Annotated in this window: 22 protein-coding genes; 12 read left to right on the top strand and 10 right to left on the bottom strand. The window is 58.0% G+C overall.

The features are described 5' to 3' along the window. Positions 1–462: a Fe-S cluster assembly transcriptional regulator IscR gene (gene iscR, locus ACXAH3_RS03380; RefSeq protein ID WP_474860657.1), complete on the bottom strand. Its 462-nt coding sequence runs from the start codon at positions 460–462 to the stop codon at positions 1–3. Between the two features lie 186 nt (positions 463–648). On the opposite strand from iscR, the gene ACXAH3_RS03375 reads away from it, so the two are divergent. From ACXAH3_RS03375 to ACXAH3_RS03365, 3 genes are all read left to right on the top strand, one after another. After that, positions 649–1,302, top strand: a complete 654-nt coding sequence (locus tag ACXAH3_RS03375) for an alpha/beta hydrolase (RefSeq protein ID WP_474860656.1) — start codon at positions 649–651, stop codon at positions 1,300–1,302. Positions 1,303–1,309: 7 nt separating this feature from the next. Continuing rightward, positions 1,310–1,531 (top strand): hypothetical protein, encoded by a 222-nt coding sequence (locus tag ACXAH3_RS03370; protein WP_474860655.1) that lies wholly within the window; start codon positions 1,310–1,312, stop codon positions 1,529–1,531. A gap of 286 nt (positions 1,532–1,817) precedes the next feature. Further along, positions 1,818–2,444, top strand: coding sequence for a hypothetical protein (locus ACXAH3_RS03365; RefSeq protein WP_474860654.1), 627 nt, complete (start codon positions 1,818–1,820; stop codon positions 2,442–2,444). 95 nt (positions 2,445–2,539) lie between these two features. Here the strand turns inward: ACXAH3_RS03365 and ACXAH3_RS03360 are convergent, their stop codons facing one another. The 3 genes from ACXAH3_RS03360 to ctaA all read right to left on the bottom strand — a co-directional run bounded on the left by ACXAH3_RS03360 (position 2,540) and on the right by ctaA (position 6,063). Further along, the gene (locus ACXAH3_RS03360) at positions 2,540–3,151 is read right to left on the bottom strand and encodes a transglutaminase-like cysteine peptidase (protein ID WP_474860653.1); all 612 of its coding nucleotides are present in this window, start codon (positions 3,149–3,151) and stop codon (positions 2,540–2,542) included. 282 nt (positions 3,152–3,433) lie between these two features. Further along, a complete protein-coding gene (locus ACXAH3_RS03355) occupies positions 3,434–4,912 on the bottom strand; it encodes a carboxypeptidase M32 (RefSeq protein WP_474860652.1) in 1,479 nt (492 codons plus the stop codon). A gap of 2 nt (positions 4,913–4,914) precedes the next feature. After that, positions 4,915–6,063, bottom strand: a complete 1,149-nt coding sequence (gene ctaA / locus ACXAH3_RS03350; protein WP_474860651.1) for a heme A synthase — start codon at positions 6,061–6,063, stop codon at positions 4,915–4,917. Between the two features lie 196 nt (positions 6,064–6,259). On the opposite strand from ctaA, the gene gyrA reads away from it, so the two are divergent. The 5 genes from gyrA (at position 6,260) to gluQRS (ending at position 12,183) form a co-directional block, all read left to right on the top strand. Then, positions 6,260–8,986 (top strand): DNA gyrase subunit A, encoded by a 2,727-nt coding sequence (gene gyrA, locus ACXAH3_RS03345; protein ID WP_474860650.1) that lies wholly within the window; start codon positions 6,260–6,262, stop codon positions 8,984–8,986. Continuing rightward, on the top strand, positions 8,983–9,207 hold the full coding sequence (locus ACXAH3_RS03340) for a hypothetical protein (protein ID WP_474860649.1): 225 nt from the start codon (positions 8,983–8,985) through the stop codon (positions 9,205–9,207). The genes gyrA and ACXAH3_RS03340 overlap by 4 nt, the downstream gene beginning before the upstream one ends. After that, entirely contained in the window at positions 9,197–9,589 is a 393-nt protein-coding gene (locus tag ACXAH3_RS03335) for a VOC family protein (RefSeq protein WP_474860648.1), read from the top strand. The genes ACXAH3_RS03340 and ACXAH3_RS03335 overlap by 11 nt, the downstream gene beginning before the upstream one ends. Before the next feature lie 352 nt (positions 9,590–9,941). Next, complete coding sequence (trmFO, locus tag ACXAH3_RS03330) at positions 9,942–11,306, top strand: methylenetetrahydrofolate--tRNA-(uracil(54)-C(5))-methyltransferase (FADH(2)-oxidizing) TrmFO (RefSeq protein WP_474860647.1); 1,365 nt, start codon at positions 9,942–9,944, stop codon at positions 11,304–11,306. 13 nt (positions 11,307–11,319) lie between these two features. After that, on the top strand, positions 11,320–12,183 hold the full coding sequence (gene gluQRS / locus ACXAH3_RS03325) for a tRNA glutamyl-Q(34) synthetase GluQRS (protein WP_474860646.1): 864 nt from the start codon (positions 11,320–11,322) through the stop codon (positions 12,181–12,183). Between the two features lie 62 nt (positions 12,184–12,245). Here gluQRS and hisI read toward each other — a convergent pair whose 3' ends face one another. Beyond that, positions 12,246–12,605: a phosphoribosyl-AMP cyclohydrolase gene (gene hisI, locus ACXAH3_RS03320; RefSeq protein ID WP_474860645.1), complete on the bottom strand. Its 360-nt coding sequence runs from the start codon at positions 12,603–12,605 to the stop codon at positions 12,246–12,248. 70 nt (positions 12,606–12,675) lie between these two features. Between hisI and ACXAH3_RS03315 the strand changes: the two genes are divergently transcribed. Beyond that, on the top strand, positions 12,676–13,119 hold the full coding sequence (locus ACXAH3_RS03315) for an iron-sulfur cluster assembly scaffold protein (RefSeq protein ID WP_474860644.1): 444 nt from the start codon (positions 12,676–12,678) through the stop codon (positions 13,117–13,119). Between the two features lie 195 nt (positions 13,120–13,314). Here the strand turns inward: ACXAH3_RS03315 and ACXAH3_RS03310 are convergent, their stop codons facing one another. From ACXAH3_RS03310 to ligA, 3 genes are all read right to left on the bottom strand, one after another. Next, on the bottom strand, positions 13,315–13,437 hold the full coding sequence (locus ACXAH3_RS03310; protein WP_474860643.1) for a hypothetical protein: 123 nt from the start codon (positions 13,435–13,437) through the stop codon (positions 13,315–13,317). A 133-nt stretch (positions 13,438–13,570) separates the two neighbouring features. Continuing rightward, on the bottom strand, positions 13,571–15,661 hold the full coding sequence (gene recG, locus ACXAH3_RS03305; protein WP_474860642.1) for an ATP-dependent DNA helicase RecG: 2,091 nt from the start codon (positions 15,659–15,661) through the stop codon (positions 13,571–13,573). Further along, positions 15,661–17,790 carry an NAD-dependent DNA ligase LigA gene (gene ligA, locus ACXAH3_RS03300; protein ID WP_474860641.1) on the bottom strand — a complete coding sequence of 710 codons (2,130 nt, stop codon included), beginning with the start codon at positions 17,788–17,790 and terminating at the stop codon, positions 15,661–15,663. The genes recG and ligA overlap by 1 nt, the downstream gene beginning before the upstream one ends. A gap of 200 nt (positions 17,791–17,990) precedes the next feature. Here ligA and ACXAH3_RS03295 point away from each other — a divergent pair, with 200 nt between their 5' ends. Beyond that, positions 17,991–18,737, top strand: a complete 747-nt coding sequence (locus ACXAH3_RS03295; RefSeq protein WP_474860640.1) for a DUF502 domain-containing protein — start codon at positions 17,991–17,993, stop codon at positions 18,735–18,737. Further along, positions 18,734–19,363: a LysE/ArgO family amino acid transporter gene (locus ACXAH3_RS03290; RefSeq protein WP_474860639.1), complete on the top strand. Its 630-nt coding sequence runs from the start codon at positions 18,734–18,736 to the stop codon at positions 19,361–19,363. The genes ACXAH3_RS03295 and ACXAH3_RS03290 overlap by 4 nt, the downstream gene beginning before the upstream one ends. A 3-nt stretch (positions 19,364–19,366) precedes the next feature. Here the strand turns inward: ACXAH3_RS03290 and ACXAH3_RS03285 are convergent, their stop codons facing one another. Continuing rightward, positions 19,367–20,419, bottom strand: coding sequence for a patatin-like phospholipase family protein (locus ACXAH3_RS03285; protein WP_474860638.1), 1,053 nt, complete (start codon positions 20,417–20,419; stop codon positions 19,367–19,369). A gap of 3 nt (positions 20,420–20,422) precedes the next feature. Next, complete coding sequence (locus ACXAH3_RS03280; protein ID WP_474860637.1) at positions 20,423–21,208, bottom strand: 3-hydroxybutyrate dehydrogenase; 786 nt, start codon at positions 21,206–21,208, stop codon at positions 20,423–20,425. A gap of 351 nt (positions 21,209–21,559) precedes the next feature. Here ACXAH3_RS03280 and ACXAH3_RS03275 point away from each other — a divergent pair, with 351 nt between their 5' ends. Then, entirely contained in the window at positions 21,560–23,380 is a 1,821-nt protein-coding gene (locus ACXAH3_RS03275) for an extracellular solute-binding protein (protein ID WP_474860636.1), read from the top strand. The last annotated feature ends 167 nt before the right edge of the window (positions 23,381–23,547 follow it).

Below are 23,547 nucleotides of genomic sequence, written 5' to 3'. Positions count from 1 at the left end.
TCAATCCTCGTCTACCACCGAAAACAACGTGGGAACGGCGGGACATGGGGTCAGTTCGTTCTTCACCACATCCGACAGACGGGTCTGATGCAGGAACACATAGACATGGGCTGACAGGCCCTCCCACAACCGGTTGGTCATGGATTGCGCCCGCGAGCCCGAAGACGCACCGGACGCACCCGCGCCCTTGTGCATCGCTGATACGGTCTCATCCACGGCTTCAAGAATTGCAGAGACGCGGATATCGGATGGGCGCTGCGCCAAGCGGTAACCACCGCCCGGGCCACGGACACTTTCCACCAGTCCGGCGCGTCGCAGTTTCACGAAAAGCTGCTCAAGATAGGGAAGCGAAATATCCTGCCGTTTGGCCAGATCAGTCAGCGACAGAAGCGCGCCATCATCCTGCATCGCCAGATCCGCCAGCGCGACCATTGCGTATCGGCCTTTTGTGGACAGCTTCATACCATTCCCCCTGCAAAAACATTGACCTTTTCGGCCTCGACCTCTAGGTCACTTAAGACTGGTGACAATGCGGCCAAATTCCGCCCGGATCACCAACTACGTATTATGGTGCGGGTCGGCCAGCGTCAAGAAAACCGGTTTTCGGACCAAGGCTGCCCCAGACAGACGAAAAGAGGCCCAGACCAAATGCCCGAAGTGATTTTTGCAGGCCCCGAGGGCCGACTTGAAGGCCGCTATCACGCTCAGAAAGAAAAAGACGCCCCCATCGCCATCATCTTGCATCCGCATCCGCAGTTTGGCGGCACGATGAACAACAAGGTCGTCTATAATCTGCACTACGCCTTCCACAATATGGGCTTCAACGTGCTGCGCTTCAACTTCCGTGGCGTTGGCCGCAGCCAGGGTGAGTATGACCAAGGCGTGGGCGAGCTGTCGGACGCGGCCTCGGCCTTGGATTACCTTCAGTCTATGAACCAGAACGCCAAGCATTGCTGGGTGGCAGGCTTTTCGTTTGGCGCATGGATCGGCATGCAGCTACTAATGCGCCGGCCCGAAATTACGGGTTTTGTATCCGTCAGCCCGCCCGCCAACATGTATGACTTCAGCTTTCTGGCGCCTTGCCCCAGCTCGGGTTTGATCATCAATGGCACCGCCGACCGTGTGGCCCCTCCGGCCGACACGCATACGCTGGTCAACAAGCTGCACGAGCAGAAGGGCATCACCATCACCCATGAAGAAATTCAGGGCTCGGGTCACTTCTTTGAAGATGACCACATGGACACGATGATCACCAATGTTGACGAATATGTCCGTCGCCGCCTGACTGAAACCACGCGCTGAGGCCGCTATGGATCTGCTTGAAAAAGTCTCGGACCAGCTGGCTCAGGAAGTTCTTGAAGCGGTGCGTATCACTGGCGACGATTCCTTTGTGGACGAGGTGAAGAAAACCATCGGCGCTTCGTCCACCACACTGGAAGAGGCGTTCATGACAGCCGTCCGTATCCGCCGCGCCGAGGCGCGCGGCCGGGAAACGCTGCGCCAGCTTTTGAAAAACCAAAAGCAGGACTAAGCGCCGGACAGGCGTGAATCAGTCAAGCCCTAACTTACCTAGGGTCAGCCTTCACCCTTATCTCTGATAAAGGCAGCCGTTCGTTTTGCGCTTTTTCCGATCAATTACTTCCATGTGTGACGACAATTTACCCTGAAATTATGGTCACTTGGCCGTAATTCGGTCACATTTCACACTCGATTATGGCAATCCCGCGGCATTTGTGTAAAAATAAGCATTATTTAGCTTATGTTCGTGTCTTTTTTGACCAACGAAATTGAGAAGCAGAAGTTTAAGAGGGGTGAAAATGCTTAAACGTAAGACAGCGCTGGCCGCGCTTTCAATGGCCGGTGCGGTCTGGGGTGGATCCACGCAGATCGCGCAAGCACAGAGCACATGTAATGTGGCAACGGCGAAGCAATCGCTGAAACCCGAGGTGCTCTGCGAATGTAAAGTCGTCACAACACAGATGCTGAGATACATTCAGCGGCAGGATGAGTTCCTGACCGTCTTGGCTAATGTCACAGAAGAATGTCCAGCCTTTGCAAACGCTCTAAACGCGTTGCCGACCGCGTCGGTGGTTCCTACGCGATCACCTCGTGATCGTGATGACGGCCTGGATGACTTTTCGACAACGGGGCCAGATGATGACGATAAGCCTGAAAAGCCGGATGACAAACCGAAAAAACCGGACCGGAAACCTAAGGACAAACCGGACGATAAACCCGGCGGCAATCCTGGGGGCGGCGGTGGCGGTGGCGAACCCGGCGACAATCCTGAAGGAGGTGGCGGCGGTGACAACCCCGGCGACAATCCCGAAGGTGGCGGCGGCGGTGACAACCCCGGGGACAATCCTGAAGGCGGTGGTGGCGGTGACAACCCCGGTGATATCGTTAGCCCTGAAGGCTGCGGTGGCGAGGGCGGTTGTAACTAACCTGCAGCTTATTGACGAAAAAAAGGGCGCGCCATCGGCGCGCCTTTTACATGTCCGATCCATGGTAACAGGCGAACTTCCCTTCGCTGACCTGATCAGCCCCCTGCCAAAACATTCACCCAACGCGACGGGCGCTTGGGATCTTGCATCCGCAGGAACACATAGCGTGTTTCGCGCCAGCTGCGGATCGAGTTCGTGACATTGTCCAATACCATGTCCCCGCGATCCGTACGCACGACCAGCACAGCATGTGGGCGGCGGCTGCGGTCCAGAACAGTGGCGATCAACAAACGCTGCGGGTCAATCCCCTTACTGATCAACGCGCGTTTTTTGGCCAAAGCATAATCTTCGCAATCACCACCACGGCTGGTGGGCATGGCCCAACGCTCGGCCTCGCCATATTGTTGGCGGTCTTCGATGGCGCGGGTTGAACGGTTGATATGCGAGTTCACAGCGCGCACGACGCCCATTTGCCCCTGCGAGACGACGCCGTTGGAAGCACCACGGGCACAGGCCCAGTTGTAAGTCGAACACAGGCGCTGCGCACCCGGAGGCGCTGCCCCCTGTCCACGCGCTTTCAAATAGCCAGACCCACTGGCAAATCCATCCACTGGGGATGTGATTACAGCCATAGCCGCCAAGGCAATTGCACGTAACGCGTTGCGTCCGGGCAGACGTATCTTATCAAGACCAGTGAACTGGACCATTCTTCAACCTCCATCGGTTGCAAGCTTAAGCGCACAAACGTTTACAATTCGTGCCCCTTGGCTTCAGCAACCCTGCTGTCCCCCCTGTAAGACGACACACTGAACGTGAAAAATGGCTAAAAACGGTCCTACGTTAGGCCTTAGTGCAACATTTTTGCGATTGGCACCAAACCCACGAGACTTTGACGCGCGTAAATCCGCCGACCACGCCCTAGCATGGCAGCCCAATATCGCGCGTGAATAGGGTATAGAATCTGGAATTTCCCCCTAAGCGTGAAAAATCTAAAGTGGGTAGATATTCTCGAACTTGTTTTCCAGATAGATTAGAAGCGGCTCGACTGAAACTGGCTTGCCCGTCGCGTGCTCGATCGTTTCCCGCGGAGTGCGCAAGCTGCCATGGCATTGCAGCTTCTCGGTCAGCCACGCCGTAGCATAGGTTGCATCCCCCTGCTCCAATCGGGCTTCCAGATCCGGCAAATCACCCTGCAACGCATCATACAGGCAACCTGCATAGATATTGCCAAGCGCATAGGTCGGGAAATAACCAAACAGCCCAACGGACCAATGCACGTCCTGCAACACGCCGTGTGATGCCTTATCGACTTCGTACCCGAAATCAGCCTCGAACCGTTCGTTCCACGCGGCTTCCAGTTCCGCCACGTCCAGCTGACCTCCGATCAGGCGGCGTTCCAGATCAAAGCGCAGCATTATATGCAGGTTGTACTGAACCTCGTCCGCCTCGGTGCGGATAAAGCCCTTTTGCAGACGGTTCACCATGCGGTAAAATGCTTCCGCATTGCTGGCAGGTGTCTTGCCGAACTTTTTCTCCATTTGGTCAAACAGCCAGCCGGTAAAAGCACGCGAGCGGCCAAGCTGGTTTTCATAGATACGCGATTGGCTTTCATGCACACCCATAGACGCGCCGCGCCCGATGGGTGTCAGCAGATAAGCGTTGTCGATGTTTTGCTCATAGCAGGCATGTCCGACTTCGTGGATCGTGGAATAGAAACAGTTGAACGGATCTTCTTTCGACGTCCGCGTTGTTATGCGCACATCAAGGCCCGAGCCCGAGCTGAAAGGATGTACCGCTTTGTCGATCCGTCCATGGTTCAAATCATAGCCAAACGTCTTGGCCAGCTTGGTCGACAGCTTCAGCTGTTTCTTATTGGCCCAGTTTCCCACAAGAATTTCAGGCTGGTTGGCCGCCCCCAACGCCTTGTCGCGCAGGGTTACCAGACGCGGGCGCATCGCATCAAAAAGTGTCTGGATGTCGCTGCCGGTGATGCCGGGTTCGTAGTCATCCAGCAGCGCGTCATATAGATCGCCACCATCCGACAGCGCGCTCGCTTCCTCGCGGCGCAGTTTAACGACCTCTTCCAGAACCGGCTGGAAGGCGGCGAAATCATCCGCTGCCCGCGCTTCGGCCCATTTGCCTTGCGCGGCAGATGTTACGCGGGCCAATTCCGCCGCCAGCGCCACAGGTACTTTCGCGGCACGGTCGCGGGCGCGGCGAATTTCGCGTACTTGCGCGCGGCCTGCATCGTCCAAGGCGCTTTCGTCGATGGCTTCAAGCCAATCACTGACACGCGGATCGTTGCGGCGAGCATGAAGGATCTTTTCGATCGCGGCCATTTCCTCGGCCCGCTGTGGCCCTGCCCCATCAGGCATCACCGTTTCCTGATCCCAGCCCAAACGGCCCGCGACTTCGCCCAAGGCTTGGGTGTCGCGGGTATACTCCATCAGATCGTCAAACGCGCTCATGTTCAGCTCCGGATGCTTTGTTCGGTGGGATAGCCGGCAAGGAAGCGGGCGTTCAGGACAAGAACCCAGACCAGCATTGCGCCGATTTGGTGGGTGATGGCCACGTGCAAGGGCGAGGCTTGCAAGACCGTTGTGATCCCCAGAACCGCCTGAGCACCAATCATCACACAAGCCAAGTTAAAGCCAGTGCGCACCATTTGGTTGCCAGACTTGCGCGAGGCGCGCCAGACGACCACAGCGAAGATCACAAGCAGATAACCAACCATGCGGTGCATGAACTGCACCAGACCTGGATTCTCAAAGAAATTACGCCAAAGCGGCGTGATGTCGAAGGCGTCCGGTGGAAAGAACTGATCACCCATCCACGGCCAATCAACGAAAGACCGGCCAGCGTCGATGCCAGCCACCAATGCGCCCAGCAGGATTTGCAGAAAGGCCAAATGCAACAGCCCTGTGCCCATACCAAAGAGTTTTCGCTCGCGCAGGCGCCGCGCGGCCATCAGGCTGGCCTCTTTCCGACCCAGAAGAAGCACGTACCATGTGATGACTCCCAAGATCACAAAGGCCAACCCCAGATGCACCGCCAAACGGTACGAGGCGACGTCCACACGATCCCCCGTCAGGCCCGAGGATACCATCCACCAGCCAATCGCCCCCTGAAGCCCACCAAGAGCACCCAGAAGCAACAGTCGGCCAGTCCAGCCATTGGGGATCTTGCGAGCGGCAAGAAAGCCGAAAAAGCCGATGGCCCAGACAAGGCCGATGAAACGGCCTAGCTGGCGGTGGCCCCATTCCCACCAATAAATCGATTTGAACGCTTCAAGATCCATATGGCTGTTTTGCAGCTTGAACTCGGGTATTTCCTGATACTTCGCGAACTCAGATTCCCACGTAGCCTGATCCATCGGAGGCATCGCCCCCGTAAACGGCGCCCATTCGGTGATCGATAAGCCAGAATCAGTCAGGCGCGTCAGACCGCCCACGACGACCATCCCGGCCACCAACGCAAACAGCAATATCAGCCACAGCCGGATGGCCCCACGCGCGCCACCCCCGCCCGATCCGCGCTCGATCACGCCGGTCTTAGGGGTATCGCGCACCTGGTCATTCGTGTCGCTGACTTCCTCGAAAATGCTGCGGGGCTTGGGCATCTGGCTCTCCGTTTCGCGTTTGCGCGATAATGGCCCTAAGGCCCGCGAAAGCCAAGGGGCCAAAGCGCGGGAAATGATGCAAAAAATCGCCCGCAGATGCCCCGAAACGCTCCCTTTTGGTTGCCCCCATATCCGGCGTTCTGTTAAGGTGGCGTGACCTATATATAGTGTGAAACGCACAAAAACGGCGGACAACGTGACAGATACTCCTGATACCCCGGAAAACATGGACGAAATGCCCGAGCGCCCCGTCTATGACGGCCCCCAGATTTCCATCGAAGAGGAAATGAAAAGCTCGTATCTCGATTACGCGATGAGCGTGATCGTAAGCCGGGCCATCCCAGATCTGCGCGACGGGTTGAAGCCGGTGCACCGCCGGATTCTGTATGCGATGTACGAAACCGGCAACAGCCACGACAAACCGTATCGCAAATCGGCCCGTCCAGTGGGCGACACGATGGGTAAGTATCACCCGCATGGCGATAGCGCGATTTATGACGCGCTAGTCCGTATGGCACAGCCGTTTTCCATGTCGCTGCCACTGCTGGATGGTCAGGGTAACTTTGGCTCGATGGACGGCGATAACCCGGCGGCCATGCGTTACACCGAAGTCCGAATGGACAAGCCTGCCGCATCCCTGCTGGCGGATATCGAAAAAGACACGGTTAACTTTACCGACAACTATGACGGCAAGGATCTTGAGCCGACCGTCCTGCCCGCTCGCTTCCCCAATATGCTGGTCAACGGTGCCGGTGGTATTGCTGTTGGTATGGCCACGAACATCCCACCGCATAACCTTGGCGAAGTGATCGACGGCACGCTGGCACTGATCGAGAACCCGGATCTGACATCGGAAGGGTTGATGGAGTATATCCCCGGCCCCGATTTCCCGACCGGCGGTGTGATGCTGGGCCGGTCCGGTGCGCGCAAGGCCTATCTGGAAGGGCGCGGCAGCGTGATCACACGCGCGAAAACCCGTGTGGAAGAGATCCGCAAGGATCGCTATGCCATCGTTCTGGACGAGATCCCCTATCAGGTGAACAAAGCCTCGATGATCGAAAAGATCGCCGAGCTGGTGCGCGAGAAAAAGATCGAGGGCATTTCCTCGGTTCAGGACGAAAGCGACCGGATCGGTGTCCGCGTGGTGGTCGAGTTGAAACGCGACGCGACACCCGAAGTCGTGCTGAACCAACTGTTCCGCTATACGCAAATGCAGACCAGCTTTGGCTGCAACATGCTGGCCCTGAACGGCGGCCGTCCCGAGCAGTTGACGCTTCGCGATTTTCTAAGCCATTTCATCACCTTCCGCGAGGAAGTTGTCACACGTCGCACCGCGTATGAACTGCGCAAAGCGCGTGAACGCAGTCACATTCTATGTGGCCTGGCAGTGGCCGTATCGAACGTGGACGAGGTCGTCGCGACGATCCGCGCCTCGCAAGATCCCGCAGATGCCCGCGCCAAGCTGATGTCGCGTCGTTGGCCCGCCGCCGACATCGCGGAATATATCCAGCTGATCGACGATCCGACCCATAAGATGAACGACGACGGGACCTATAACCTGTCCGAGACACAGGCCCGCGCCATTCTGGAACTGCGCCTGCAACGTCTGACCGCAATGGGCGTGAAAGAGGTTACGGACGAACTTCAAGAACTCGCCGCAAAGATCCGGGATTACTTGGATATTTTGCGTTCACGCGAGCGGATCATGTCGATCATCTCGGACGAATTGAACGAAGTGAAAGACGCCTATGCTGTGCCCCGTCGCACCCAGATCGTGGACTGGTCGGGCGACATGGACGATGAAGATCTGATCGAGCGCGAAGATATGGTCGTGACCATCACCGCCTCGGGTTGGGCCAAACGGACGCCGTTGGCCGACTTCCGCGCGCAGAAGCGTGGTGGCAAGGGGCTGTCGGGGATGCAGACCAAGGACGAGGACGTGATCACAACGCTTTTCGTCGCCAACACACATACGCAGCTTCTGTTCTTCACCGATGACGGTATGGCGTATAAACTGAAGACATGGCGCCTGCCCCAAGGTGGTCGTACCGCCAAAGGCAAGCCGCTGGTCAACATCCTGCCGATCCCAACCGGCGTGTCGATCGCCGCCATTCTGCCCGTCGATCGGGACGAGAAAGAATGGGATGACCTGCAGATCGTCTTTGCCACGTCCAAGGGATCGGTCCGTCGTAACCGCCTGTCAGACTTCACCAATGTGAAGTCGAACGGCAAGATTGCGATGAAGTTTGAGGGCGACGACGAAGGCACCCGCCTGATCAACGCCCGCATTTGTGACGAAAACGACGACGTGATGCTGGTGACATCCGGCGGTCGCGCGATCCGCTTCCCAGTTACGGATGTTCGCGTCTTCAATTCGCGTTCTTCGACCGGTGTACGCGGGATCAAGTTAATCAATGACGGGGACGAGGTCGTCTCGGCCTCGGTCATCCGCCACTTTGACGCGACGCCAGACGAACGGAACGCCTTTATCAAGCGGTTCCGCACTGAATTTGGCAGCGATGGCGACGACGACACCGGCGAAGAGCCGTCCGGTGATCTGGAAGACGCACGCTATCAGGACATGCTGAGTGCAAACGACCTGCTGGTCACGATCAACAAGACCGGCATAGGCAATCTGACCACCAGCCACGACTACCGCGTCAGCGGACGTGGTGGTCAGGGTGTGGCAGCCATGAAAGGCGGCGACATTGTCGCCTGCTTCCCGATCGAAATCGAAGATCAGATCATGCTGGCAACCTCGAAAGGCCAATCGATCCGCTGCCCTGTTGACGGCATCAGCTTCCGCTCGCGCGGTGCAGGTGGCGTAAAAGTCTTCAACACCGGCAAAGGGGAAGAGGTCGTATCCGTCGCACGGATCGTCGAAAGCTCAGATGAAGACGAAGACGGCGGCACAGAGGAATGAGCTATTCTCTGACGCTGTTCATATTCGGGGGGGCGCTCATCATCGCGATGGCCGTCCTTTCCCGTTATCAGCAGAACGCGTATCGCCGTTATCTGTCCGAACACGTCGCCAAAACCGATGAACTGCGGCAAGGGCAGGAACAGCTGATCACGCTTTCGATCCGTCAGGCTGAGGCACAGGAACGCATAGCCGCGGCCCTCGAAGCCCGAAATGCAAAATAAGCTCGCTCTGATCACCTTCCTGACCGACGACTACGACAAAGCCATCGCGTGGTTCCAATCCGCGCTGGGATTTGTCCTGCTTGAAGACACCGACATGGGCGGCGGCAAACGCTGGGTCCGCATGGCGCCCTATGCCTCGGCGGACACGGCGTTTTTGATTGCCAAAGCGACCGGAGAACAGGCCAAAACCATCGGGAAACAAGCCGGAGGCCGCGTCGGCCACTTCCTGTTCACGGATGATTTCGACGAAATGTATGCCCGGATGCTGGACGCTGACGTGACATTTCGCGAAGCACCCCGGGACGAACCTTATGGTAAGGTCGTCGTCTTCGAAGATCTGCACGGAAATCCGTGGGATTTGATGCAGCCCAATACGCCCTAAAAAATACTCCCCCAGCGGTGGAACGGCAGAAAGCCGCCCAACAGGCGACTTTCCGCGCCAATCCACTTTTTCTGCTGGAAAACTTCACAGTTTCGCCCTATTTCAGAACTTAGATTTTCTCAACCATAGGGCGCGAAAGGGGTTTTTCGTCATCGTGTTTGGATACACCGTCCGCTTAATACACACGACATCTAACGCAAAAAAAGCCGCCCACCGACATTCGATCCCCGACTGACCCCACCCCACCCCAAAAGGTCAGAAAGGGCGTCCCCGATTACCGGGGCAAGGGTGAACTTCCCCTCACCCAGAAAAGCCCGCCATTCCCCATGGCGGGCTTTTCATTTGTCAGGCGATGTCCTATCTGCGGGGCATGACAGACAAGACATTACATATCGTCGGCGGCGGAATGGCCGGATCGGAAGCGGCCTGGCAGGCCTCGCATATGGGTGTGGACGTGGTGCTGCACGAAATGCGCCCAAAGGTCGAAACCTTCGCCCACCAAACCGGCGATTTCGCCGAGATGGTGTGCTCGAACTCTTTCCGCTCGGACGATGACGAACAAAACGCCGTAGGCCTTCTGCATTGGGAGATGCGTCAGGCAGACGGTTTGATCATGACCACCGCCGACAAGCACCGGCTGCCCGCCGGTGGCGCGCTGGCTGTCGACCGCGATGCCTTCAGCGCTGCCGTGACCGAAAAACTGCGTGCCCGCGACAATATCCGCGTGGAATATGGCGAAGTCTCGGACCTGCCCAAAGACGGCCACTGGATCTTCGCCACCGGCCCCCTGACCTCGCCCGCCCTTGGTGAGGCGATTGCTCGCGAGACCGGCGCTGAGCGGCTAGCCTTTTTCGACGCCATCGCCCCCATCGTCTATGCCGACACGATCAATATGGACGTTGCCTGGGCGCAGTCTCGCTATGACAAGGGCGAGACCGAGGAAGAACAGAAAGCCTATCTGAACTGCCCGATGACCAAGGATCAGTACGAAGCCTTCATCGACGCACTTCTGGCTGCCGACAAGACCGAGTTCCACGAGGGCGAAACCGCCACCTATTTCGACGGCTGCTTGCCGATAGAGGTGATGGCCGAGCGCGGTCGCGAGACCCTGCGCTTCGGCCCCATGAAACCCGTCGGCCTGACCAACGCGCATGATCCCGAGAACAAGCCCTATGCTGTGGTGCAGTTGCGCCGCGACAACGCACTTGGGACGCTGTTCAACATCGTCGGCTTCCAAACCAAGATGAAGTACGGCGCGCAGGCTGAGGTGTTCAAGATGATCCCCGGGCTTGAGGACGCCAGCTTCGCGCGTCTGGGCGGCATCCACCGCAACACGTTCATGAACTCGCCCACACTTCTAGACGATCAAATGCGCCTTAAATCCCGCCCGAACCTGCGTTTTGCAGGTCAGGTGACGGGCGTCGAGGGCTATGTGGAAAGCGCTGCAATGGGTCTGCTCGCAGGCCGTCTGGCCGCGGCCGAGATCCTTGGCCTCGACCTGCCCGCCGTGCCGCAAGACACCGCCATGGGTGCCTTGATCCACCACATCACCGGCGGCGCCGAGGCAAAAACATTCCAGCCGATGAACGTAAATTTCGGCTTGTTTCAACCCGTTGACGGGCTGAAAGGCGGGCGGCGCGGCCGCAAGGATCGCTATAAAGCCTATACCGACCGCGCCAAAGCGGACTGGTCGGACTGGCTGTCGAATTTCGCATAAAGGCATCGCGCAAATGTCGGAATTCATAACCAGATTTGCGCCCAGTCCCACTGGCCCCCTGCATCTGGGCCACGCCTATTCTGCGCTTTTGGCGCATGACATGGCGCGCGCTGCGGGCGGAACATTCCTGCTTCGGATCGAGGATATCGACAGCACGCGATCCCGCACCCAGTGGGAGGATCAGATCTATGACGACCTTATATGGCTTGGCATCACATGGGACGACACGCCGATGCGCCAGTCAGATCGCCTACCCGCCTACAAAGACGCTCAACACACCCTCTGGGACCGCACGCTTCTGTATCCCTGCACCTGCACCCGACGCGACATCGCCGCCGCCGCCAGCGCACCGCAAGAAGGCACCGAACCCGCTTTTGGCCCTGATGGGCTGATCTATCCGGGCACCTGCCGCGCGAAAACCGACCGCCGCTCAGACTTCCCTGAGCACGAAGCCCTTCGCTTGGACATGCAAGACGCACTCAACGCCGCCAACCAGCCAGAGTTCTGCTACACCGAGCAATCGTCTGGTAAGGGCGAGATCTTGTGCGCCCCTGCAGGGAACATGATCAAAGAGGTCGGAGACATCGTCCTCTCCCGCCGCGATTTCCTCGGGTCCTACCACCTGTCCGTGGTGCTGGACGACGCGGCCCAAGGCATCACCCATGTGATCCGGGGGCAAGACATCCAGCCCGCCACACAGATCCATGTCCTGTTGCAAACGCTCTTTGGTCTGCCCACCCCCATCTATAACCACCACCGCTTGATCCGCGACGAAAACGGCAAGCGCCTTGCGAAACGAGACGACGCCCGCGCTATCGCGACCTATCGCGCCGAAGGCAAAACGCCCGACGACATCCGCCGGATGGTCGGCCTCTAACCCTCATTTTCTTGTCATAAATACCTTGCGGGGGTCCGAGGGTGCAAAACCCCCGGCTTGGCTCACGCCATGGGCTTCATCAGCTCAACTTCTTCCCCATCGCGCACCGCAGTATAGAAACACGAGCGCCGATTGGTGTGACAGGCCGCCCCAGTTTGACGGATCCGCACCAGCAGGCAATCCTTGTCGCAGTCAAACCGGAAGTCCACCAGCTCTTGCACGTGGCCCGACGTCTCGCCCTTGATCCAAAACGACTGACGCGAGCGCGACCAATAGGTGACGCGCCGAGTCTCAAGCGTTTTTTCCACCGCCTCAAGGTTCATCCAAGCCATCATCAAAACCTCACCGGTTTCGTCATCTTGCGCAATCGCCGGTATCAGACCCTTGTCGTCAAACTTCAATTGGCTTGCATCAAATGTCATGACCCGTCCTTTTCTTTCCGGTACTGCGCTTCTATGTAGAGCGGATAAACGCCCGATGAAAGGCCCGGATATGAGCGATACCGACCTGATCAAGCTTTATTCAAAGCAGATCCTATCCTTGGCGGCATCCATCCCACATCAAGCCGCATTAGACGCCCCTCAGGGCAGCGCCAAAGTGCGCTCGCCGCTGTGCGGATCTACGGTGACAGCGTCGGTTATGCTTGAAGATGATCGCATCACCGATTTCTCGCAAAACGTCAAAGCCTGCGCGCTGGGTCAGGCGTCGGCGTCGATCCTTGGCAAGGTAATCGTCGGGCTGGATCGCCCAACTTTACAGCGTGGCCGCGCCCAGTTGGCAACTATGTTGAAAGACGAAGGCCCCGTCCCCTCAGCCCCGTTCGATGGCTACGAGGTGCTACAGCCCGCGCGCGAGTTCAAGAACCGCCATGCTTCGATCCTTCTGGCCTTTGACGCCTCCATAGACGCCTTCAACGACGCAAAAACGAGCGCATAAAAAAACCGCCGCGCTCCTGGCAGGGAGGCGGCGGAAGTGATGCGGTTTGGGTCGTCCGGGACGGTGTAAGAGGCAGGAACACCGACAGGCAAATGACAGGCAGGTCATCTAGGCATCGTGAAGGCTTCGGGACAGAAGCCTTCGGTGGGACATGATGCAGGATCAGACCATCCGCAGGCAGAAAACTGTGTGGGATCAAATCATCCCGGGCAGATGCAGCGCACCCAAAAGCAGTACAAGCAGGGAAATGGCCCCAAGCGTGTCCGACACAATCGTGCTGGTGGACCGGGACAAAGCGATTTTGACATCGTTCAACATGGGGTTACTCCTGCTCTCTGACGTGCTGGGCAGCGTGTGTCGCTGCATCCGTGTTGCTATTTTGTTCGCATACCAGGGAACAGTTTGTAAAGAACTTTTTAAGAACATTTGTGAACTTTTGAGAACAAAAGCGCTAACCCACTGAAATCAAACGGATCGCTTCGTCCTGTCGCATGAGCCATAAAAGAACACGCGCAGCATGTCCGCGCGGGGTGCTTAGATCCGGATCCTGTTGAAGCAACAGTCGCGCATCTTTTTGCGCTACAGCCATCAACCCGGCCTGATGTTCCAAATCAGCAACCCAGAATCGCGGCAGACCGGATTGCGCCGTGCCCAACACATCACCCGCCCCGCGCATTTCCAGATCAGCCTCAGAAATCACGAACCCATCTTCGGTATCGCGCATCACCGACAGGCGCTTTTCGCCGCCCTCGGTCAGCGGGGCTTGGTACATCAACAGACAGGTTGACGCCGCCTGCCCGCGCCCCACCCGTCCGCGCAATTGGTGCAGCTGCGCCAAGCCGAAATGCTCGGCCCGTTCAATCACCATGATCGAGGCATTGGGCACGTCGACCCCAACTTCGATCACCGTGGTGGCGACCAGAAGCTTGGTCTTACCGGCCACGAAATCGGCCATCGCGGCGTCTTTTTCCGCCACCGGCATCTGACCGTGGACCATGCCGACGACGCCCTCGCCCAAGGCGGCACGCAGGTGCTTAAACCGTTCCTCGGCAGCGGTCATGTCCATGACCTCGCTTTCTTCGACCAGAGGGCAGACCCAATAACACTGGGCCCCTTCCGCAATGGCCCCGCGCAGCCGTTCGACCACCTCGTCCAATCGTCCCGTGTTGATCAGCACCGTTTTGATCGGCTTACGCCCCGGAGGTTTCTCGTCCAGCACGGATACATCCATGTCGCCATATTGCGCCAAAGCAAGGCTGCGGGGGATCGGTGTGGCCGTCATTACCAACACGTCGGAAGCCGCGCCTTTCGCGCCCAGCTCCATCCGCTGGGCCACGCCAAACCGGTGCTGTTCATCCACGACAGCAAGGCGAAGATCTTGAAACTCCACGTCTTTCTGGAACACGGCGTGTGTACCGACCAGAATATGAATGTCGCCGGCTTTCAGCGCCTCAAGCTTGCACCGGCGTTCTGCACCCTTGTCGCGCCCGGTCAGGATCTCGACCACCACGCCCGCCTCATCGGCCAAAGGCCGCAGCCCTTCCAAATGCTGGCGGGCCAGAATTTCCGTGGGGGCCATCATCACGCCCTGCCCACCTGCTTCGACCGCGACCAGCAGCGACAGAAGCGCCACCAAAGTCTTGCCCGCGCCCACATCGCCTTGCAACAGGCGGTTCATACGGGTGCCAGCGGCCATATCTTCTGCGATCTCTTCAACCGCGCGGGATTGCGCGCCGGTGGGCGTATAGGGCAGAGCCGCCAGAACCTTGTCGCGCAACACACCAGTGCCGACACTGACGCGCCCCTTGCCCCGTCGCACCGTGGCCCGCGCCAAAGCTAGCGTTAGCTGATGGGCGAAAAACTCGTCATAAGCCAAGCGACGGCGTGTGGGCGATTGCGGCGACAGATCATCCGGGCCGTCGGGCGTATGAGCTGCGAGCAAAGCTTCGTGCCAATCGGGCCAGTGCTCACGGTCCTTCAGCGCCGGGTCGACCCATTCCTGCAACATCGGCAGACGGGTCAGAATATCGCCGACGCCCTTGATCACCGTTTTGCCGGTAACCCCAGAAGTCAGACGATAAACGGGCTCGAAATCAGGAATTTGCCCGACCTCACCCGGCGGCAGAATAAAATCTGGGTGCACGATCTGCGCGCGCCCATCGAAATGTTCGACTTTACCCGAAATCACGCGTTTCGACCCAACCGGAAGCTGCCCTTCCAGCCAACGTGCATTGGCGTGAAAGAACACCAGCTCAAACGTGGTCAGCGGATCCGAGACCTCGACCCGATAGGGCGCGTTGCGGGACCGTCCGGGACGATGCGGTCCAACCTCGACTTCGACCGTGGCCATGTCGCCGGGTTGTACCTCGGTAACTGATGCTCGGAACTTTCGGTCGATGCCTGCATGAGGCAGCCAGAACAGAAGGTCACGCGGCAGAGTAATCCCAAGCGTTTCCAGTGACTTGGCAGTCTTCGGCCCGATCCCACCCAGCGTTTCCAGCTTGGCGAACAGAGGGAATAGGATTTCGGGCCGGGTAGACATCAGGCGTCTCCGATGAGCTCAAACCAGCCGTCTTCGTCGATGGTTTCGATCCCCAAATCGGCGGCTTTCTTGGCTTTGGACCCCGCGCCCGGTCCCGCGACCAAAAGGTCCGTCTTGCCAGAAACCGAGCCCGACACCTTCGCGCCCAGAGATTCCGCCCGCGCCTTGGCCTCGGCACGAGTCATCTTCTCCAGCGAACCGGTGAAGACGACCACTTTGCCCGCGACGGGGCTTCCATCGGTTTTCGGCGCTTCGACGGGTTGAACGTCCAATTCAGCTACCAACCGGTCGATCGAGGCGCGTTCACGGTCCTGCGCGAAGGCGGCAACCAGAGATCCCGCCATCACCGCGCCGACGCCATCGATGGACACCAGATCATCCCATTCAGGTGTGCCCGGTGTGGCGGCTGTCACGGCGGTCTCGAACGCGTCCCACGTGCCATAATGGCGCGCCAAAAGATTGCCCGCACTTTCACCCACGTGACGAATGCCAAGCGCAAATATCACTTTATTCAAATGGATTACGCGCCGTTCTTCAATCGCTTGAAACAGGTTCTCTGCGCTTCTCTCGCCCCAGCCATCGCGGTTCTTCAAGCGCGCCAACTGCCCCGCATCGCGGGTTTTCAGCGTGAAAATATCGGCAGGTTCGCGGATCGGCAGAACCTCGTCGTGATAGAACATCTCGACCTGTTTTGCGCCCAGACCGTCAATATCAAACGCCCCCCGCGACACGAAATGTTTCAGCTTTTCAACGGCCTGTGCCGGACAAATGATGCCGCCTGTGCATCGACGCACCGCGTCCCCTTCATCGCGGATCGCGTCTGATCCGCACTCGGGACAGATCTTGGGAAACTCATAGACCTGCGCATCATCAAGCCGTTTCGACAGATCCACATCCGAGATCTTGGGGATCACATCGCCCGCGCGATAGACCTCGACCCAGTCGCCGACGCGAATGTCTTTGCCGCCCCGGATCTCGGCCCCGGTATTGTCACGTCCTGCGATGTAATCTTCATTGTGAAGCGTGGCATTCGAAACGACCACCCCGCCCACCGTGACCGGATGCAATCGCGCAACCGGTGACAACGCGCCGGTGCGCCCAACCTGAATGTCGATCGCTTCCAGCCGCGTCCACGCCTTCTCAGCGGGGAACTTATGCGCAATCGCCCAACGCGGCGTGGTCGAGCGAAAGCCAAGCCGCGCCTGAAGCGCCAGATCGTCCACCTTGTAGACCACCCCGTCAATGTCATAGCCCAGCGTGGCACGCTGCACTTCGATGCTGTGATAATGCGCCAGAAGGTCTTCAAGATCGGTAAATTTCTGGGTCAGCGGGTTGGTCTGAAACCCAAGCTCAGCCAGTCGCTCGACCGCGCCCATCTGGGTGTCAGACAGCGGAGCAGACAGCGCACCCCACGCATAGGCAAAGAAGCGCAGTGGTCGATCTGCGGTAATCGAGGCATCCAGCTGTCGCAAAGACCCCGCCGCTGCGTTACGCGGGTTGGCGAAGCTCTTGCCGCCGCGCGCTGTATAACGTGCGTTCAGGTCGGTGAAGTCATCATGGGACATATAGACCTCGCCCCGCACCTCCAACACCTCGGGTGCATTTTCAAGAACCTTCGGTATGTCTTTGATTGTCAGTGCATTTTCGGTGACATTCTCGCCCACGGACCCGTCGCCGCGTGTCACCGCATGGACCAGCTTGCCACCCTCGTACCGGATCGACAGCGACAACCCGTCGATCTTGGGTTCGGCGGTCAGGGCCAGCGGGGCTGTGGCGTCCAAACCCAGAAACGAACGGATGCGCCCGACAAATTCCGCGACATCTTCGTCGCTGAACGCATTGCCCAAGGACAGCATCCGCACCTCATGGGCGATTTTACCAAAACCCTCCGAAGGGGCCGCCCCCACTTGGTCCGAGGCACTGTCTGCGCGCTTCAAATGCGGAAAACGTGCTTCGATCTCGGCATTGCGGCGCTTGGCGGCATCATATTCAGCGTCCGAGATTTGTGGCGCATCTTCGCCGTGATAGGCCGTATTGGCAGCGGCCAGCAAGTCCGCCAGTCGGGCAAGTTCGTTTTTCGCCTGTTCTTCGGTCAGGTCTGATACGGCGGTTTCACGGTGCGCGCTCATCTGGGTTTGGTGCTTTCTGAATGGGTTACTTAGGAAAGTGATATGCGTATCCGCAACAGCACGTCCAGCCCCAACCGGTGCGCACAGTACCTAAGCCCCTGAAAATCCCCGCTTCACAGGTCAAATTGACGCTAGGGCTATTGCCGATCCAGCCCCAAGCACATAAGTTTTGCGCGAAGACGATACGGGAACCCACCTTCATGAGCGAACAGGACGACCAACACAGGCGCAAGTGGCGCCCCTTTACCGGTCTGCGCAATAACTTCCTTGCGGGATTGGTGGTTGTGGTTCCCATTGCCATCACGATCTGGATGATCTGGACCTTTGTGGGCTGGATCGACAGTTGGGTTCTGCCTTTTGTCCCGGGAATCTATCACCCCGACGCCCTGATCGACCGATTTTTCGGCGACAGCGAGTGGTTCAAGATGCTGTTCGGCGAGGATGTGCGGGTCAATGTACGCGGTCTTGGCGTGGTTGTTTTTCTGGCATTCACGGTTTTGGTGGGTTGGATCACCAAGGGTCTGATTGGCCGGTCCTTCTTGGCTTGGGGAGAGCGCGTGGTCGACCGCATGCCGGTTGTGCGCTCGCTTTACAATGGGTTGAAGCAGATTGCCGAAACCGTGTTCAGCCAATCGACGGAAACGAAGTTCGACAAGGCCTGTCTGGTGGAATATCCGCGCAAAGGGATTTGGGCGATTGCCTTCATTTCGACCAAAGCCAAAGGCGAGATTGACGCGCGGATTCCGGTGAACGAGGATATCATCTCGGTCTTTCTGCCGACCACGCCGAACCCGACCTCGGGCTTTTTGCTCTTCGTTCCACGTCATTCCGTGGTCGAGTTGGACATGACGGTTGAAGATGCTGCGAAACTGGTGATCTCAGCCGGGCTGGTCTATCCGAATTCCAAGGATCCAAGCCTTCCACCGGAAGAGATCCCAGACGCATGAGTTTCGCCCCTGCACTGACCGGGTTCGCCACCGGGTTTTCCCTGATCCTTGCGATCGGTGCCCAAAACGCCTTTGTCCTTCGCCAAGGGCTGATGAAACAGCATGTCTTCTGGCTGTGCCTGTTCTGTGCAACCTCTGATGCGGTCTTGATCGCCGCTGGCGTGGCCGGTTTCGGCGCGCTGGTCGAAGCCATGCCGTCCCTGCCCACAGTCATGGCACTGGCGGGTGCGGCCTTTTTGATCGTCTACGGCCTGTTGCGGTTCATCGCGGCATGGAAAGGTGAATATGCGATGGAGATCGCGGGCAAATCCCGTGGGCTTTGGGCCACCTTGGCCATCGCGGCGGCCTTCACTTGGGCCAACCCACATGTCTATCTGGATACGCTGGGCTTGATCGGCGCGATTTCCACGTCCTACCCCGACTGGCCCACCCGGTTCACCTTTGGCGCGGGCGCGGTGATTTCCAGCTTCGTTTTCTTCTTCTCGCTGGGTTATGGCGCACGTTTCTTAGCGCCTGTGATGCAAAAACCCGCCTCGTGGCGGGTTCTTGATGTGATCATAGGTGTCGTGATGTGGGCAATTGCCGCAAAGCTGTTGCTTGGCGTCCTGAATGGAACCCTGCACTAGCCGCTAGCCAAACATCTCTTCCAGATTAACTGTACTGCGAGAGTTCAAATCCCCGCGATGCGCGGACAAGAAAGTTTTTGCCGCATTGCGCCCAGCCTCTTTCATCCGCGACAACATCACTGCCGTTGGGATAAGCTTGGTTGCGATGGACAGATCACGCATCAACACATCATCGGCGATCATATGGACCAACACGTCCCGCATTTGATCCGATGACATCTGACCTTCGGAAATCAATCGCTTCACGAAACTGATCGCGCGCAATTCACGCAACAGCGAAGTATTAAAGCTGATCTCGTTGATACGGTTCTGAATATCCTGCCCGGTGGTGGGCACATCAGGCCGGAACAATGGGTTGATGTTCACCACCACCACATCTGCCGGCAGCGAGCGGTCAAACAACGGGAACAGTGCCGGGTTTCCGGTGTAACCGCCGTCCCAATAAGCCTCAACCTTACCGGTCTTCGGGTCCTCCATCTCGATCGCTTGGAAGATGGTCGGCAGGCAAGCTGATGCCAAAATTGCGTTGGTCGAGATTTCCTCTCCCTGAAACACCCGGATTTTACCGGTGCGCACATTCGTGGCCGAGATGTGCAGCTTCGGGCCAGTATAGGCGCAGACTTGGTCAAAGTCGAACGCATCCACAACCGATTTCAGCGGGTTCATATAGAACGGCCCATAGTCATAGGGGCTGACCATCCGGCTGGCCATATCAGCCCAGGCGAAGACGGGCGTCTTTTCCAGCGCCTGACTGATCAGGTCGCTTTGTGGGGCAAATTGCGCAAGCCACGTGGTCAGGCGCAGGTCATTTACGCCCGCAAGGCGGTGCCACAGCGCATCCAACTGCGCGCGGGCGGCGTCACGGTCATTGCCCTTCCCGTCTGCGACCAATCCCGATTTTACGGCGGCGCCATTCAGCGCCCCCGCCGACGCGCCCGAGATCGCGGCGATTTCAATACCTTCGTCTTCCAGAAGGCAATCCAGCACACCCCAGGTAAAGGCGCCATGCGCCCCGCCCCCTTGCAGGGCCAGGTTAATCCGTTTTGGCTTGGCCATCGGTTACAGCGCCGTCCAACCACCATCGACCGAGATCGTCGTCCCGGTGATCTGTGCAGCCGCGTCCGAGCACAGGAAGATCGCGGTTCCGCCCATCTGTTCGGTTGTAGCAAAGTCTTTCGATGGCTGCCGTTTCAACATTACGTTCTTGATCACCTCTTCGCGGCTCATATCGTATTCGCGCATCGTGTCAGGGATCTGGCTTTCTACCAGCGGGGTCAGCACATAGCCGGGGCAGATTGCGTTCACGGTGATCGGATCCTCGGCGGTCTCGAGCGCAACGGTCTTGGTCAAGCCAACCACACCATGCTTGGCCGCAACATAGGCCGACTTATAGGGCGACGCAGTCAGACCATGCGCGGATGCAACATTGATCACCCGCCCCCAACCGTTGGCACGCATCTGCGGGATCGCCGCAGCGGTGGTGTGAAAAGCCGAACTCATGTTGATCGCGATGATCGCGTTCCACTTGTCTACGGGAAAATCCTCGACCGGGGCGACATGCTGAATGCCCGCATTGTTCACCAGAATGTCGCAACGCCCAGATTTTTCGACCAGCGCGCGGCAGTCATCCGCCTTGGACATGTCGGCTTGGATATAGCGTGCCGTCACGCCGAATTCCTGCCCAATGGCATCCGCGATCGCGTGATCATCCGCAGAATCAGTGAACGAGTTCAGGACGACATCCGCGCCCGCACGCGCCAGTTCCCGCGCGACCCCAAGCCCAATGCCCGAGTTCGATCCGGTGACAATTGCGGTTTTACCCTCCAACGACGTAGTGATGGCCATTTTTGCGTTCCTTATCCACGAAGAGAATTCTGTTGCGATGCAGCATAGCGCAAGGAATCCAAGGCACCAGCGATTTCGGCGGGGAAAGCACGGCAAGGAATCACCCGATTCTTCATGCCTCGCAAACCGGGCTAGATGTGGAACCTGTCGACAGAATCGCCATAAAAAAAACGCCCGCACAAGGCGGGCGCAAAGTTATTGAGGCAGGTTTCATACAGGCAAGAAACCTATCGAGCAGTGAATTCTTTATAAGCGGTTCAGCGCCTTTATCCAAGCTAAAAGTTTGAAAAGGCTGTTTTCCACCTCTAGTGTTTCCCTAAACAAATCAGGGGCGTGAAGGATCCTTTCGCAATGAGAGCAAATATACACCAAAAGTTTCGCGGGATGATCGCAACAGGCATTTTGACGCTGTCATCGACGCTGACTGCCCTTGCAGAACCGCAACACGGTATCGCGATGTATGGCGACCCAGCCCTGCCCGCTGACTTCACCGCATTGCCCCATGTGAACCCGGACGCGCCCAAAGGAGGCCGAATCGTTTTTGCCGAATCCGGCACTTTTGACAGCTTGCATCCCTATATTCGCAAAGGCAGCACCCCGTGGCAGTTGCGTTTCATGCTGGCTGAAAGTCTGATGGGCCGCAGCTATGACGAGCCGTTCTCGCTTTACGGATTGCTGGCCGAATCCATCGAAACAGACGAGGACCGCAGCTGGGTCGAGTTTAAGCTTCGTGAAGAGGCCGCGTTCTCGGACGGGTCGCCCGTCACAGTCGAAGATGTGATCTGGTCCTACGAGACATTGGGCACCATCGGCCATCCCCGCTATCACGGGTTTTGGAAGCAGGTTGCGTCGCTTGAACAAACCGGCCCACGCAGCGTGAAATTCACCTTCACCGAAGCCAACCGCGAGCTGGTTCTGCTGGCCGGTATGCGCCCAATTCTGAAAAAGGCCCAGTGGGAAGGCAAAGACTTCGAAGCCTCGGGCGTTGACGTGCTGCCCATCACCTCGGGCCCCTATACCATTGGCGATTTCGAGCCCGGCCGCTATCTGACCCTTAAGCGCAATCCAGACTATTGGGGTAAAGACGTGCCCTTCATGCGCGGCCAAGCCAATCTGGACGAGATACGGTTTGACTATTACGGCGACGGCGGCGTGACGTTTGAGGCCTTCAAGGCCGGCGAGGCCAACACCCACCGCGAGTTCAACGCCCAGAAATGGGCCACGCAGTTCAACTTCCCTTCGGTGCAATCAGGCGACATTGTCCTGTCCGAGATCACCCATCAGCGTCCCAGCGGGCTCTATGGCTATGTCATGAACACCCGCAACCCGGTCTTCGCGGACCTGCGTGTACGCGACGCGATGATCCACGCGTTTAACTATGAGTTCATCAACCAGACCATCAATGATGGCGACCGCAAGCGGATCCCCAGCTATTTCGGCAACTCGGTTCTGGGCATGGAGGTTGGCGCGCCAGCTGAAGGCAAGGTCCGCACGTTGTTGGAGCCTTTTGCAGAACAGATCCCCGCCGCCGCGATGGACGGTTATCAACTGCCAGTGTCAGACGGGTCCGAGCGTAACCGCGCGGGCATCCGCAAGGCGATGGCGTTGATGGAGGAAGCAGGTTGGACCATTCAGGACGGCAAGATGAAAAACGCAGACGGCGAGCCCTTCACCTTTGAGATCGTCTTGCAGCAAGGCGCAAACGAGACCCGCCAGACGATGGATATCTTCATTGCGGCGCTGGACCGCATGGGGATCGCGCCCTCGGTCACTTCGATCGACAGCGCCCAATACAAAGAACGTACCCGCTCTTTTGACTTCGACATGACCTATATTGAACGCGCTGCATCCCTGTCGCCAGGCAATGAACAGACGTTCAACTGGGGCAGCGCTGCGGCGGATGAAGTGGGCAGCCGCAACCTGATGGGCGTGCAAAGCCCCGCCATTGACGCGATGATTGAAGCCATCCCCACCGCCACCACGCAAGAAGACTTCCGCGCTGCCACCAAAGCGCTGGATCGCCTACTGATGGCCGGGCGATATGTCATTCCGGTCTGGTATCGCGATGTTTCATGGATCGCCCACGCCAAGGAATTACACTTCCCCGAGCGCATTCCCATGTATGGCGACTATCTGGGCTTCCAGCCAGAAATCTGGTGGTACGAGGAATAAGATCCTGTCCACATTTTTTTGGCGAAACATGGTGTAGAAACGGTATGCAGCATACATGGCGTGTGGGCATTTCAGTTTCATGTCGGACGCCAATCTAACCAGAAACGCTTTTGGGTTGAACTGACTTCTGTCGGCGGCTAGGCATCGCATAACACGATCATCTACCG

This window comes from Aliiroseovarius sp. ABM4_368 (assembly GCF_056161205.1).
The sequence above is the reverse complement of the archived record's forward strand: the minus strand, read 5'-3'. Positions and strand labels throughout refer to the sequence as shown.